Source organism: Qipengyuania sp. ABI-127-1 (genome assembly GCA_022953095.1).
In the GTDB taxonomy this organism is placed as follows: Bacteria; Pseudomonadota; Alphaproteobacteria; order Sphingomonadales; family Sphingomonadaceae; genus Qipengyuania.
Map to the genome: position 1 here is coordinate 493,741 of JALJCR010000001.1, position 13,689 is coordinate 507,429.

The 13,689-nt window shown below is 61.0% G+C and carries 12 protein-coding genes; 11 read left to right on the forward strand and 1 reads right to left on the reverse strand.

All coding sequences use genetic code 11. The annotated features are described in order from the left end of the window. The first annotated feature begins 5 nt into the window (after window positions 1-5). From MUY37_RS02370 to MUY37_RS02405, 8 genes are all read left to right on the forward strand, one after another. Complete coding sequence (locus MUY37_RS02370) at window positions 6-1,979, forward strand: ParB/RepB/Spo0J family partition protein (RefSeq protein WP_499193848.1); 1,974 nt, start codon at window positions 6-8, stop codon at window positions 1,977-1,979. Window positions 1,980-2,130: 151 nt separating this feature from the next. Continuing rightward, window positions 2,131-4,146, forward strand: coding sequence for a toll/interleukin-1 receptor domain-containing protein (locus MUY37_RS02375; RefSeq protein ID WP_499193849.1), 2,016 nt, complete (start codon window positions 2,131-2,133; stop codon window positions 4,144-4,146). Window positions 4,147-4,295: 149 nt separating this feature from the next. After that, window positions 4,296-5,699 carry an argonaute/piwi family protein gene (locus tag MUY37_RS02380; protein WP_499193850.1) on the forward strand — a complete coding sequence of 468 codons (1,404 nt, stop codon included), beginning with the start codon at window positions 4,296-4,298 and terminating at the stop codon, window positions 5,697-5,699. A gap of 175 nt (window positions 5,700-5,874) precedes the next feature. Beyond that, window positions 5,875-6,804 (forward strand): ArdC family protein, encoded by a 930-nt coding sequence (locus MUY37_RS02385; RefSeq protein ID WP_499193851.1) that lies wholly within the window; start codon window positions 5,875-5,877, stop codon window positions 6,802-6,804. A gap of 14 nt (window positions 6,805-6,818) precedes the next feature. Next, window positions 6,819-7,259 carry a hypothetical protein gene (locus tag MUY37_RS02390; RefSeq protein WP_499193852.1) on the forward strand — a complete coding sequence of 147 codons (441 nt, stop codon included), beginning with the start codon at window positions 6,819-6,821 and terminating at the stop codon, window positions 7,257-7,259. Window positions 7,260-7,478: 219 nt separating this feature from the next. Next, on the forward strand, window positions 7,479-8,414 hold the full coding sequence (locus MUY37_RS02395) for a DUF2493 domain-containing protein (protein WP_499193853.1): 936 nt from the start codon (window positions 7,479-7,481) through the stop codon (window positions 8,412-8,414). A gap of 70 nt (window positions 8,415-8,484) precedes the next feature. Further along, on the forward strand, window positions 8,485-8,754 hold the full coding sequence (locus tag MUY37_RS02400) for a hypothetical protein (protein ID WP_499193854.1): 270 nt from the start codon (window positions 8,485-8,487) through the stop codon (window positions 8,752-8,754). Window positions 8,755-9,020: 266 nt separating this feature from the next. Then, window positions 9,021-9,419, forward strand: a complete 399-nt coding sequence (locus tag MUY37_RS02405) for a single-stranded DNA-binding protein (protein WP_259963171.1) — start codon at window positions 9,021-9,023, stop codon at window positions 9,417-9,419. Between the two features lie 67 nt (window positions 9,420-9,486). Here the strand turns inward: MUY37_RS02405 and MUY37_RS02410 are convergent, their stop codons facing one another. After that, the gene (locus MUY37_RS02410) at window positions 9,487-9,753 is read right to left on the reverse strand and encodes a DUF6437 family protein (RefSeq protein WP_499193855.1); all 267 of its coding nucleotides are present in this window, start codon (window positions 9,751-9,753) and stop codon (window positions 9,487-9,489) included. Window positions 9,754-10,098: 345 nt separating this feature from the next. Here MUY37_RS02410 and MUY37_RS02415 point away from each other — a divergent pair, with 345 nt between their 5' ends. The 3 genes from MUY37_RS02415 to MUY37_RS02425 all read left to right on the forward strand — a co-directional run bounded on the left by MUY37_RS02415 (window position 10,099) and on the right by MUY37_RS02425 (window position 13,685). Beyond that, window positions 10,099-10,320 carry a hypothetical protein gene (locus tag MUY37_RS02415; protein WP_226792133.1) on the forward strand — a complete coding sequence of 74 codons (222 nt, stop codon included), beginning with the start codon at window positions 10,099-10,101 and terminating at the stop codon, window positions 10,318-10,320. A gap of 730 nt (window positions 10,321-11,050) precedes the next feature. After that, on the forward strand, window positions 11,051-11,383 hold the full coding sequence (locus MUY37_RS02420; protein ID WP_499193856.1) for a hypothetical protein: 333 nt from the start codon (window positions 11,051-11,053) through the stop codon (window positions 11,381-11,383). Next, a complete protein-coding gene (locus MUY37_RS02425; protein ID WP_499193857.1) occupies window positions 11,373-13,685 on the forward strand; it encodes a type IV secretion system DNA-binding domain-containing protein in 2,313 nt (770 codons plus the stop codon). Before MUY37_RS02420 ends, MUY37_RS02425 begins: the two co-directional genes overlap by 11 nt. The last annotated feature ends 4 nt before the right edge of the window (window positions 13,686-13,689 follow it).

Below are 13,689 nucleotides of genomic sequence, written 5' to 3' on the forward strand. Positions count from 1 at the left end.
CACCCATGATCCAGTCGATACCCTTGAAGAAGCTCGTCCCGAGCCCGCGCAACGTTCGCAAGTCGAGCGATGCCCTCGCCGACCTCCAGCTGCGGGCAGACATCGCCGCGCGCGGCCTGCTGCAGAACCTGGTCGTGCGCAAAGGGAAGCGCGGCAAGTTCGAGGTCGAGGCCGGCGGTCGCCGACTCGCCGCGCTGCAGGCGCTGACCGAAGAAGGCACCTTGCCCGAAAACCACGAAGTCACCTGCCTCGTCATCGAGGGCGAAGAAAGCGAAGTGCGCGAAGCCAGCCTTGCCGAAAACTTCCAGCGTCTCGCGATGAACCCGGCCGACGAGGCGCAGGCCTTCGCCTCCATCATCGAGGCAGGAGCTACCACCGAAGACGTGGCTCGCCGCTTCGGCCTCACTGTCCGGTTCGTCGAAGGGCGCCTGCGGCTCGCAGGTCTCGCCCCCTGCGTCTTCGAAGCGCTCGCCGAAGGCACAATCACGCTCGACATGGCCAAGGCCTATGGCGCGATTTCTGACATCGAGCGCCAGGCGCATGTTTATGCCGAGCTACAGGACGCCTGGTACCAGATCACGCCTGACACGATCCGCCGCATGGTGCTTGATGCCACGGTGCGCGGCTCCGATCCGCGCGCTGTTCTGGTCGGTCGCGATGCCTATCTCGCCGCAGGTGGCCGGATTGAGCGCGAACTGTTCGACGATGATGCCAGTGAAAGCTGGATCGATATCGCCCTGCTCGAAGACCTCGCGCACAAGGCCATGGAAGAAGCCGCAAAAAAGGCTGCGCTCGAATATGGCCTTGCCTGGGTGCGCCCGACGCTTGGCAACTACGTCAGCCATGATCTCGTCGAAGGACTGGGCCGTCTGCCTTGCGAGCCTGCACCGATGACCGAACAGGAAGTGCAGGAACTCGGAGAGCTCGAGGCCGACTACGACCGCGTCGCCGCCGTGCTCGAAGACGAAGACAGCGACGAGGAGGAGGTCACCAAGGCCGAACAGGAACTCGTGGTGATCGACCGCGCCATGCGCGCGCTTAATGATCGGCCACCGGTGCTTGCCGACGAGCTGAAACCCGATGCCGGTGCCTTCCTCGTCCTCTCGCGCAATGGCGAGCCGACCTTGGTCCCGCAGTTCTACACCGAGACCGAAGTCATCGCTGACGAAGGCGCGGTCGAGGCCATAGAAGATAGCGAAGCGGCGAATGCCAAGGGGAGCTCGCTCTCCCAGCGCCTGCTCGACGAACTCGCGATGCAACGCCGCGACATCCTTGCGATCCATCTCGCCAACGATCCGGCGCTCGCGCTCGACTTCATGGTCTTCACGCTCGCCGATGCCGATGGGCATGACTGGCGTGCCAGGAAAGCGTCGACGCTTGTCGGCTCTGTCGCTTCCGGCCCGGTTACCGGGTTCGAGGCCAAGGATGCACCGGCGAGCGCTGCCCTAGCCGAGTTCGCCGGGTCGCTCGATGAAAGCTGGCGCTCGGAAGAAAGCGATGTCGATCGGTTTGCGAGATTCCGGGCGTTGTCAGACGAGGCGCGCTCGGCCTGGCTTGGCCATGTCGTCTCGCGCACGCTCGTCGCCAGCCTTGCCTGCGAAGGCGAGCGCTCGGTGCCGATGCACGAGGCGCTCGGCTCACTGCTCGACATTGAGACCGCGCATTGGTGGCGTCCCACGGCGGCGAATTACTTCGACCGGGTGGCCAAGGCCCGTACGCTCGAAGCACTCGATGCCGCCGGCGGTCCGGAACTGGTCAGTCGCTACGCTGCCTCCAAGAAGGCCGAACTGGCAAGCGCTGCCGAGCGCATCTTCTCCGGCAACTTCATCGGCGAGGCCGAGGTCAAGGAACGGGCGCAGGCTTGGGTTCCACGGATCATGCGTTTCGCCGGTTCCGAAGAAGTCGAATTGGCCGACCACGAAGGAGACGAGGCGGTCAACGCCGAAGAAACTGGCGAGATTGCCGAGCAGGCTGCCTGACCCCTCCTGACAGGTCCAGGTCACTCGGCAGGCGGTCCGTCCCTCTCGGGACGGGCCGCCTTTTCCGTGTCAAATTTCGGGGCGGTTGCAGACCGTTGGGTTTTGGCGAACAGGCAGGCGAAAGCAGCCGTTTTTTGCAGGGGATCGGCGAATGCCGATGTATCCCCACGAAAACCTTGGGCAACCTGCCCAATTACTTGACGCACGTCTCCCAGAAACGTCATCTAATTGGGTGGCCTATGATTTCGCTTCCTTGTCGCACATTGAGTTCGAAGAGCTGGCAAACGCGCTCATCGGGGCAGAGCTTGCGGTTCGGTTTGAACGGTTCGCAGAAGGACCGGATCAAGGAATCGATGGTCGATACGCCGAGAGCGACCGCAGCGTCATTCTGCAGGCAAAGCACTATCTACGCTCGGGCTTTTCCAAACTGAACTCGGCGATGGCGAGCGAGCGCGCCAAGATCGATCAGCTCGCGCCTAGCCGCTATCTTCTGGCAACATCATGTGATCTAACACCAACTCGCAAACAGACGCTCGCCGAGAAGATCGGACCCGCGCTCCAGTCTCCCGGTGATATTTTCGGTCCTGCGGATCTAAACGCCCTGCTGCGCAAATTTCCTGAGATCGAGAAGGCTCATCCGGCGCTGTGGCAGGGGTCGACCGCAGCCTTGCGGTCCATCGTCTCCGACGCAGTGGTCGAGGCGCTGGGTACCAAGCAGGATATCCCAGAAATCTTCTCAGACCTGCTTGGTCAATCAATTGCCGCGAAAGGCGAAGGAGAAAAGGCGTCGAATTTCGAACGCAGCGTGTTGTTTCTGATCAAGACCCATCCCGCCGACGACGAGTTCGCGCTCTGGCTCGCTCCCAAGCTCGAGGCGGAGGGATATACTGTCTTTGCTGATATCCTCTCACTTGAGCCTGGAGATAGATGGCGACGCGAGGAGGGCTTGGTCCTGCAACATCGTGCAGCCAAGGCCTTGCTCTGCGTCTCGGCGGCGGCAACCGCAGACACAAACGTTCAGGACAATATCGATCTCGCTCTGGAAGTGGCGCAAGCGATCGATGACAGTCGCTTCATCATACCATTGAGACTTGAAGCGACCAATCGCATCAAGGGGATCGGGGATGCTCGGCCGGTCGACTTCGTGCGCGGATGGGGTGAAGGACTGCAGACCCTTCTGGAGACTTTGCGCAGGCAGAAGGTGCCTCGGCGTACCGAAGGTGTTGCGATCAACCTGAATTGGGAATTGTTTCGGCGGCGTCGCAGCATAGAATTGTCGACCGATCCCGAGCCCTTAACCTCGAACTGGCTCAGGGTTCTCGAGGCTCCCGACACACTCCGCTTTTTTTCCGCAATGGGTGCTCAGGCCGAACAAACGAGTGCCATCGCCGCCAAAACCCTTTCTTACCCGGCAATTGCTCAACGCGGGGGGATCATCAGTATGGCGGACTTAGACGACATCGAGGCAGAGCTCGCCTCGATCGGCCGTTTCGAGCTCACCGCTGAGTTGCCGATTGATGAATTTGCTGAGCATGGTTGGGCCGAACTCGCGATCGTGCGGCAGGTCGCGCAAAACATGCTGGTGCAAATGTTCGGCGAGGCTTGGATCAGCTACTGTAGTGAGCGAGGTCTGCTGCAATACAATTACTCCAGTTCAATCGGTTTCCATGCGTCGCCAGAACTAGCGCCGATAGGAAAACTGATCCCTTGGGGTCGGCAAGGCGAGCGACGCGCTTCGATGCTCCGCAACATTGCCAAGGGCCATATCTGGCAGTTCGGCGTGACCGCCACGCCAGTCTTGTGGCCCTTCTGGCATCTAAGACTCAAATCCCGCGTTCTATTCGCGGAGGACAACGGCACCCCCGAAGGCTTGCAGATCGACGATGCGAAGAAGATGCATCGATTGCGCAGATCAATCTGCAAGGGCTGGCGCAACAAGCAATGGCATGGCCGATTGCTCGCCTTCCTCGAACTGCTCTCGGGCGAGTCCGCCTATATCCGCCTCAAGCTTGGCGGTACGCGCTCGCTCATGCTCGATGCCTCTCCGATCCTGTTTACCTCGCCTGTCAGCACGGTCCTTCCAGACCTGCTGGACCCGGACGCTGAGGAAACTGACGCCAGTACGCTCGGGCGACCCGAGCTGTCGCTGGAAGAGGATTCGGCATGAGGTTCCCGGAGACGCAACTCAAGGTTGAGCACCTCGCTGAACCGCAGCTTGAGTTCGCTTTCGGCCAGCATAGTCCGCATCCAAAGGACGGGCTGTTTCTCTACGGCCCGCTGGCCAAAGCCAAGAAGACGAAGGAAATCAGGGTCGGCGTGGTCGGCACGCCCGAAGGTCTCGCGCATTTCCGGAGCTGGTCGCGTTCTTTACTCCGCTCGGTTGAGGTTCCGCCGCCGGGAAAAGGGGAAAAGGCGGACCGGCTGCATCTGGCAAATTTCCCCGGGCTCGAAGAGGCATTCGGCATTTCCTTCGATCCAGACGAATGCAGCGTGCTGTCAATTCCGCTCGCGGATATCGACAGGGCCACACGCGTCACCAACCTCAATGAGGCGGTCGACCAGGTGGCCAGTCTCTACATCGATCGCGTGCAAAAGTATCTGCGCAACGAGGAGAAGGCGATCGATGTCTGGGTGCTGGTCCTGCCCGAAATCGTCTATGAGCGCTGCCGTCCGGAATCTCGCCGCACCGGTTTGCCCTTGGTCAAGGGAGAATTCGGCAAAAAGCAAAAGTCTCGCGCAGACCTGCCGCTCCTGTCAGGGGCGGGAATCATCGACCAGAGCGGCGAGCGGATCTTCGAAGATGTCCCGGACTTTCACCGCCGTATCAAGGCAGAGTTCCTAAAGATCGCCCCCACTCAGCTAGTGCGCGAAACGACGCTCGCTCCAGGGGCATTCCTGAACAAAGCAGGCTACCCGATCCGCAATACGCAGGATGCCGCGACCACTGCCTGGAATCTGGCGACAGGCCTCTATTACAAGACCCAGCCAAAGCCACCCTGGCGCCTAGCCGAAGTGCGCCCGGGCGTCTGTTATATCGGGATGGTTTACAAGAGCCTGCCTAACGATCCTGACGGTCATGCATGCTGCGCCGCACAGATGTTTCTCAACGAAGGTGACGGCGTCGTCTTCCGCGGAGCCAATGGCCCTTGGAAGACAGGCGACCGCGAGTTCCATCTCAAGCCGCGGGCGGCCCGAGAGCTCATGGAACTCGTCCTCGAGACCTACATCGAAACACATGGAGCCCCGCCAGCTGAACTATTCATTCATGGGCAAACGACATTCAACGACGAAGAGTGGCAGGGCTTCGTCGCGGCAGTGCCGGATGAAACCAACCTTGTAGGGGTCAGAATCCGATCAACTGGCGGTGAAACAAAGCTTTTTCGCGATGGGGATTATCCGGTCCTGCGCGGCACGGCACTTTTGCTTGACGACCAGACCGCCTACCTTTGGTCGTCAGGCTACGTGCCCCAGCTGGATACCTATATAGGTCCGGAAACACCCAATCCGCTTCACATTACTGTGCTGCGAAGCCGATTCGCCAAACCTAATATCCTAACGGTGCTACAAGACATCATGGGACTGACCAAGATCAACTACAATTCCTGCAACTTCAATGACGGCCTGCCCGTAACTGTGCGGTTCGCCCGTATGGTCGGCGATGTCCTTACCATGGGCTCGGCAAAGGGAGAGGAGAAGCAGCCCTTCAAGTTCTATGTCTGATTGTTGCGGCACATTCTTCGCGAGATGTCCTTTTGGCTGTCCGCTATTGGGATATCGTCGCGAGCCGCAACAGGTCCGAAACGAAGACGCATAGCGGCAATCATTAATGAGAGGGGAGAGAGCTTTGCTCTTCCTGAACCGGGACAATTCCGTCTCGGCGATCAGGAGAACTCCCATGAAGAAGTCCCGTCGCGCTGCATCGACTTCGCCAGCCCAGCGCATCACCGCTGCCATCATCGAAAAGCTTGAGCAGGGCACCAAGCCCTGGGTCAAGCCATGGCGCGGTGTGCCGGTCTCGCGGCCCTTGCGCTCTTGCGGGACGCCCTATCGCGGCATGAACACCTTCTGGCTGTGGATGGTGGCCGATGGCTGTGGCTTCGCCTCACCCTACTGGATGACATATCGCCAGTGCCAGAAGCTAGGCGGACAGGTCCGCAAGGGTGAGAAATCGACCATCGCGATCTTCTACAAGAGCTACACCAAGAAGGTCGAGAACGCCGAAGGCGAAGCTGACACCGAAAACCGTCGCGTGCTCAAGGCCTATGCGGTGTTCAACGCGGATCAGTGCGACGGCCTTCCCGAGTTCTACTATCCCAAGCCACTCATTGCAGCGCTTGAGCCCGACGGACGCGAAGACCATCTTGATGCCTTCTTTGTCCATATCGGCGCCGATCTGCGTCATCATGGCGCGCAGGCCTATTACGAGCCGCTGCGCGACCGCGTCACCATGCCGCCAGCCGAACTGTTCGAAGCTTATGACCACTACTACGCGACGCTCGCACACGAGCTGTCGCACTGGACGGGTCATTCTTCGCGGCTCGACCGTGATCTCAAGAACCGTTTCGGCAGCGACGCCTATGCCGCCGAAGAACTGATCGCCGAGCTGTCCTCGGCCATTCTCGGGGCCGAATTGGGTCTACCGGTTGCCCACCTCGACCATCACGCCAGCTACATCGCGTCTTGGCTCAAGATCCTCAAATCTGATGAGCGCGCGATCCTCACCGCTGCGGCCAAGGCTGAAGAAGCAGCCAGCCTGCTCCTCGAACTGGGTGGTCACCAATCCAGCAAAAGCGAGAGCGATTTCGATCTCGCTGATGCGGCCTGAGCAGGAGACTGGTGATGGGACGTTCCGTCAGCTATCCAACCGGCTCCGTGGTGGCCTTTCGCCTGCTTGATGACGGCGAAGACGACGATCTCGACTGGGTTTACGAGTGTCTCGTCGACGAAATCATCGATACCACAAAGGCGGCCTTTCCTTCCTTTCAGCGCTTCGATGGATGGCGCGGCCGCGAGGACCGTATCCTCCTTCGCAATGCCTTCGCCGATTGCGGCATATCGACCTATTGCGGGCTCGCCGCGATCTGGCTCGCCGAACGCGACGATGCCCGGTACTGGGAGGCCGATTTCTACATCCCAAGAACGGCAAGGGCACGGCACTGGCTCGCCCAGGTGTCAGGAAAGTTCATCGACCTGTTTGGTGAGCTGCGCCTGGTCGGTCGGTTCTCAAATGGTGAAGCGATCTTCGAGCGCTCCCGATCCACCTGCGACACCGGGTCCTGATCCTGCCTCATCCCAGTCCGCCGGGAGAGGCCCTTGGGCCGGTCGGGGCGCGCCGCAACCTGCGGCCCGTCGGCCCGTGTTGCCCGCGCCAGCCTAGGGCCGCAGGTTTCCCGCTACGCGGTGCGTCGCGCCCCTTTTCCCGGCCCTGATCGGGCTCCGGCGGACAGGGCCGAGGCAATGGTGCCTCCTCTCCTTGTCTGCTCGATCAGGAGACACCCCATGTACGACAGCTTCATCGACCAGTTGAGCGGCCTTGACCTTTCGGGCCTCAGCATCAAGCCGGCTCCCTTCAACGCGACCGACTTTCCCTGCGAGGACGCGATCGATCAGACGCTTGGCGCCGTATGGTCCGACCTCTTCGCGATGTTTTCCGACACGGCCCTGGAGGCCGATGCCGAGGATATTGCCTGGGGTATGGTCAACCTCTTCCACCGCGCCGCCAGCCGCAAGTCGGCTCAACTTGATCGGGCCAGCGACGAGATCCGGGTCCTCCTCGCATCAGCCGATGGATCCGAAGTGCATTCGAGCAATCTGGAAGAGCAGGTCGAACGCGCGCACGCTGCCGAAGCCAGCATGCTGGCCTTCGAGCAGATGCGCGAGGCTGCAGCAGCACTTTACCGCGACGAGACCGGTTCCTCGTGGAAGCCCGTTTCCGGCTCGCGCACGAGCCATTCGCGGGGGCTCACATCTGCGGTGATCGATGCCCGCGATTTCCTTCGCGCACGCGCGGAGAACAGGCGTCATGCTCTGATTCCGGAAGGAACTCCGGTCCTTTTTGCCGGTGGTCGTCAGAGCTTCGAGAGCGCAGAGGACGCGCGCGCTTATGCCGACAATATCTGGGCGACGCTGGACAAGGTTCGCGATGTGGTTCCCGACCTCTTTCTGGTCCATGGGGGCGATGGCAAGGGTGCCGATCGCCTGGCAGCGAGCTGGGCTGAACGCCGCGAAGTCCAGCAGCTGACCTATTCGCTCGATCGTCGGCTTGGCGCCCGCGCCGGCTTCAAGCGCAACGAGCAGATGCTTGCGCTCAATCCGCGTTATGTCGTAGCCTTTCCGGGCAATGGCGTGACCGAACGGCTGGTGATCGATGCCAAGTCGCGCCGGATCACCGTGGTCGATCGTCGCGGCCTCTTGGGCACCTCTCCTGGGTCCTGAGAGGCCCTTCGTCATCCATATCTGAAATGCCTGGATGTGCATTCGGCGCCGACCCGACTATGGAACGGTCATGCAACTTGACGATCTGCTGCAGCGCTACTTTGCCACCACCGACCTCTCCGGGATTGCTCCCGACACCTTTGCAGTCGGCATCGAGCATTGCCGGGTCGATCTCGGCCTTGAGGAGGACCGGGGCAAGCGCTTTGCACTGTGGTCGTTCCTGCACATGTTCGGGTCCGCCCCCGATCTCGATGTGGCGTTCGAGAACGAGGAAGATCGGGAAGCAGCACGCAACTTCATGGATCTCCTGGCGGCATCGGAGGGCGATGGGGCAGGCTGATTGCAGCAGGGTCTTGGCACCTTCAGACCCGCACCCGATACCCATCCGGCTTTCTTCGCGAACAGTCCTGAACCAGGTCAGCTGAGGACAGCAACCCGTTCCTTTCCGGCCGTGTTGGCAGCTTCGCTGCCTGCCCGCACCACCCGTCATGAACGGGTTCCCCTTGGAGCTTTGCTCCTGCGGTGCAGTCCCCCCATGCCCTGCTTTTTCTGGATGTTCGCAAGCCGGAGATGGTCTCCGGTTTGAAGAACTGAAGGACTTACATCATGACCAATATCGCAATCCTCACCGGCCGCATCGCTCGCGATCCCGACACCCGCGAGACCAAGGGCGGCACCAATGTGACCGGGATCACCGTCGTCACCGATCGCCCCGCACGCGACAAGGATGGCAAGACCTACAAGGACGAGAACGGCTACACCGCCAAGGAAAGCGAGTTCCACCGGGTGACCTGCTTCAACGGCCTTGCCAAGACCGTCGGGCAGTACTGCTCCAAAGGCCAGCTGGTTTCGGTCCAGGGCCGCATCCACTACACCCAGTGGGAGGACAAGGACGGGGTCACGCGCTACGGCACCGAGATCCTCGCCGACAAGGTCGACTTTCTCTCCCGCGGCAACGGATCAAGCGACGACAACGACAACACCGACGCTCCCGATATCGACTGACCTCGATCCCGATCGTCGCCCCTACGAAGAGGCTCTGCCGCAAGCGGCAGGGCCTCTTCTTCTGTGGTTACTGGGTTCCCGGCGCAGCATTCGAAGCACGGGTTGCACCGCGCCCGGTCAGCTTCTCGATCGCGGCATCCTCGCCGAGTTTCCCGAGTTCTTCGGCAAGCTTCCTCAAGCCCTTCTTCGAGAAGCTTTCGAGGCCGCTTCCCAGGATGATTTCGCCGATTTCTTTGGCCGCTTGCACTTCAAGTTTGCGCTGTTTGGCGTCGAGTGCCTCGCGGTCCGCTTCGAGTTTTTGCAGGGCTGCAATCGCGCTCCTGTTTCGGGGCATGTTACTTGTCCTTTTGTCCCCCTCGGATCTGCTCCCCGATTGTTTCCATGCCCGCGTCATCAGGGTGTAGGAAAGGCAATTCGCACGCAGCAGATGTTTGATATTGGGCGGAGGTGGTGGGTCCTGGCTCACGGTTCTCCCAGCATGATGGCCTTGCGCCTCCCGCCTCAAGGACGGCGGGGCCCCACCATTTTGCCCGCCACCGGATTGCATCCGGCAGCGAACAAAATCGTTACCCCCACCGCCGCTATTGCGGTCGCCCATCCGGGCGCTCCCTGACCCGGGATGCACAAGACCATCGCGCGCACCTCCTGTCGTCTCACGACAGAAATCAGGAGGAATATCATGGCTTATTCGATGCATTGCGCCGTTGCGTCCCGGAGCTATTTCGAGGCTCTGGAAACCGCCGAGAAGAGAGCGCTGCACAGCTTCTTCGATCAGCATGTTATCGAGGATGACGAACTCGGGTACTTTGCCCTCGACGAGGGTGACTACAACATGCTGCCAGCGCATCTCGCAGCGCGGGTGGTCCACACGGTCCACGGCGGTATGCTCGACGAGTTCTGAGACTACCGACAGGGCGGGAACCGGGAACGGTTCCTGCCCTTTTTTCTTGCTCGCCGGGTAATCCAACCAAGGCCAAGAACCCGGTTCGGTCGGTTGCCCTGGCGGCCGCCGACCGCAATGCGGCGGCGCCCGATAAATGGAGCGGGGCTGTGGACGCACTCTGTCCCGCGCATCTTGCGATGCGCTCCTGAGGGTGCGGCGTGATCTGTTCTTGGGCCCCGCACGCACTTGCGAACCGGCACCGGGTCGGGCGGCGGGAAGCTGGGGCACGCGACAGGCCCCGCTTGCCTTGCTTCCCACGCGCCCTTGGCCGCTGCCTCTTTCGCAGGTGCTGTCCTTGGCTGGAGGCGTCGAAGTGCTTTCGATCTGCATGCGGTGAGCTGCCACGCCTGGTTGCTCGCGCTCCATCGTGGAGGTCGTAAAAAATCGTCCTTGATCAATCCCCCTTATTCCTGGACCACCTCGCGCACTTGGGAACAAGGGAGCACACCGTACCCCGCGAATTCGGGAAATATCTCTCTGATATCTCTATAGAATGTGGTTTTGGGCGAAACCAACCCGTCTGCGAGTTGAGCGGCTTTGCGCCGACCCGTGGACAACTCAAATCCATCTATCGCTATGAAATATCGCCTGAATCTTTCGATTGACTGTGAGTTGTTCATGATTTATTCTCGTCGTCACCTTCCGCAAGGTGAGCCAGGTTCCGTCGGTCCGACAAGGAACCTGTTTCATGACCCGACAAGATCGGCTTCAGACATTCGTATCTCTCTCCGTAGGTAACTGGGTTCGCCAGTGTGCGGCTGACCATGGCGTTAGTGTCAGCGTCTTTATCCGTGACCTCATTGTCGCCGCTTGGCAGCGCGATAACGAGGCGAAGGACCGCCCCGCAGGGCTCGATCCCGCGCGCCAGGCGATCTTCATCTCGGTGGCGCTCGATGCGCTTCTGGCCAGCCATCCTGATGCGAGTTTGCGCGACCGTACGCACGAGGCGTACCGGCGACGCCTCGAGCGTCTTGGCCTCCCTGTCAGCGCGAACATGGGAGGCCATTCCCATGAAGCATAATCTCCTGAACTTCACCCGCGGGAGCCAGCTGCTCGGCCACTTCGGTTTCATGTTCGCAGCGGGGCTGAAGGGTCCTCTGATTGCCACCGGCCTGGTTGCCGTCGGCACCTGCTATTGGGAAGTGCGGTCGGCTCTGAGTGATCACCAGATCTACCTGGTCTGGATGCATATCTACGCCAGTCTCTATGCCTTCATGGAGTTCGATCCGGCCAAGCTGGTCAACCTTGAATTGCTTGACGGCGAGAGGGTCGGCCTCCCCTTTGCTATCGTTCGCGAGTTCCCGCCGATGCGCGAGGCGGTCGAGGCGTTTCGTACGGCAGTGAAGCAGGGATTGCTGGTCTCGGCGGTACTGCTGATCCCGGCCTTCGTGTTCTTCTGGTGGTTCGCCGAGCGCTTTGGCGGGCGGTCGAAGGAGCGCAAGCACGAGCGGGGCGCAATGCTTGTTTCGCTCGACGAACTCGAAGAAGAAATCGAGCGTCACAACAAGGCATTCCGGGCCGAGGAACTGGGACGCAAGTTCGGCTGGAAATGGCGGCTTGCGAGCTCGTCGGCGCTTGCCGAAGCGGGCCACTACCAACCGGCACACCTTGCCGGCGTGAGCTGGCCGTGGCGGCTCGAACAGAGCCACGCCATGCTCATCGGCACAACCGGAACCGGCAAGACCGTGGCGCTCACCGAACTCGTTGCCGAAGCGCGCGAGCGCGGCCAGCGCGCGGTCATTTTCGACCTGACCGGCGCTTTTATCGAAACCTTTTACGACCCCGCGCGCGACATCATTCTCAATCCGGTCGACGCGCGCTGCCCGATGTCGAGCGTGTTCAACGACTGCTCAAGCGAGGCCGAGTTTCATGCCGCGGCGGAAGCGCTCGTGCCCCATGACGGGGGCGGTTCGGAACAGTTCTGGGTGCTCGCGGCGCGCATGCTGTTCGTCGAGATGTGTCTCCATCTTGCCCGAACCGGCACGGCAACCAACGAGGCTTTGGCACGGCGGCTGATGACCGCTGACCTGACCGAAGTGCATAAGCTGATGCGCGGCACTATGGCCGATCCGCTGACCGCTCCGGAAGCGGCCCGCATGGCGGAATCGATCCGCGCGGTGTTCAATGCGAATGCGAAAGTGCTCAAGCTGTTGCCCTCATCCGGACCGCGCTTTTCGGTACGCGACTGGGTTAAAGGTGACTGCCAGGCGGGCTCGATCCTGTTCCTGTCTGCCCGATATGTCGACATGAGCATTGCCTCGCAGTTGCTCACTTTATGGCTCGATACGGCGATGAATACGCTGATGACGCTCGAGCGCACGCAGGACCTGCGGATGTGGTTCCTGATCGACGAGCTCGGTGCCCTTCACCGACTACCGGCGCTTGAAAAGGGGCTGCAAACCGCGCGCAATTTTGGCGGTGCAATCGTCACCGGGGTACATGCGTTTGCCAAGCTCAAGGAAGTCTACGGCGAGAACATGGCCATGACACTGTCCTCGCTTGCGCGCACCAAGCTCATCCTGGCGACGGCCGATCGCGAAACGGCGACCTGGTGCTCTGATTTCATCGGCCACCGGCAGGTGCGCGACATGGAAGAAGGCTACAGCTACGGGTACAACAACGCGCGCGATGCAGTCAGCCTGACACCTCGGCGGCAGATCGAGCCGTTGCTCCTGCCCGACCAGTTTATGAACCTTCCGCGGTTGTCGGCCTACATCAAGTTTCCCGACGGATTTCCCGCTGCGCCGGTATCGCTCATTCCGCGCACGCGTGGTCGTATCGCCGAGGGGTTCATCGCCCGCGAGACACCGCTCATAAAGCCTGGCCAGGGTCCGACGGCAACGACGCCCAATGGGAAACCTGGTTCGAAACCGAATAGCGAGCATCCCGCGTCGAACGACGACGGTACCGGCAAGCCCGTCGATTCAAAGCAGCTCAAACTCGACTTAGGAGGGCAGCGTCGTGTCGCCGATGAACCACAGGATCGGCAGGAGCCTGTGCGGCTTGAAAAGCTGAATGCAGGGCGCGCTGCTGCTGATCTCGGGGCGGAAGACCGTTCTGATGCTAATCTGGAGGCGTCCCCAACGCTACCTGTGGCCGCCTTGCAAACCGGTGAGGATGCTCCAGCAGTGGGCGCGGAACGGCATCAGTCTGAACCAGGAACCGCTGCCGATGACGCCCATGGCAAGGGCGGTTTGATGCCTCAAGGCCGTTCGGCTGCCAACGAGCGCCAACCTCTCACTCCGGTCGAGAAAGACCTGCGCGAAGGTGCGGTCGCAGATCCTCCGGATAAGGATTTCGGCGAGTTCGAGCCCGACATTTGAAAGG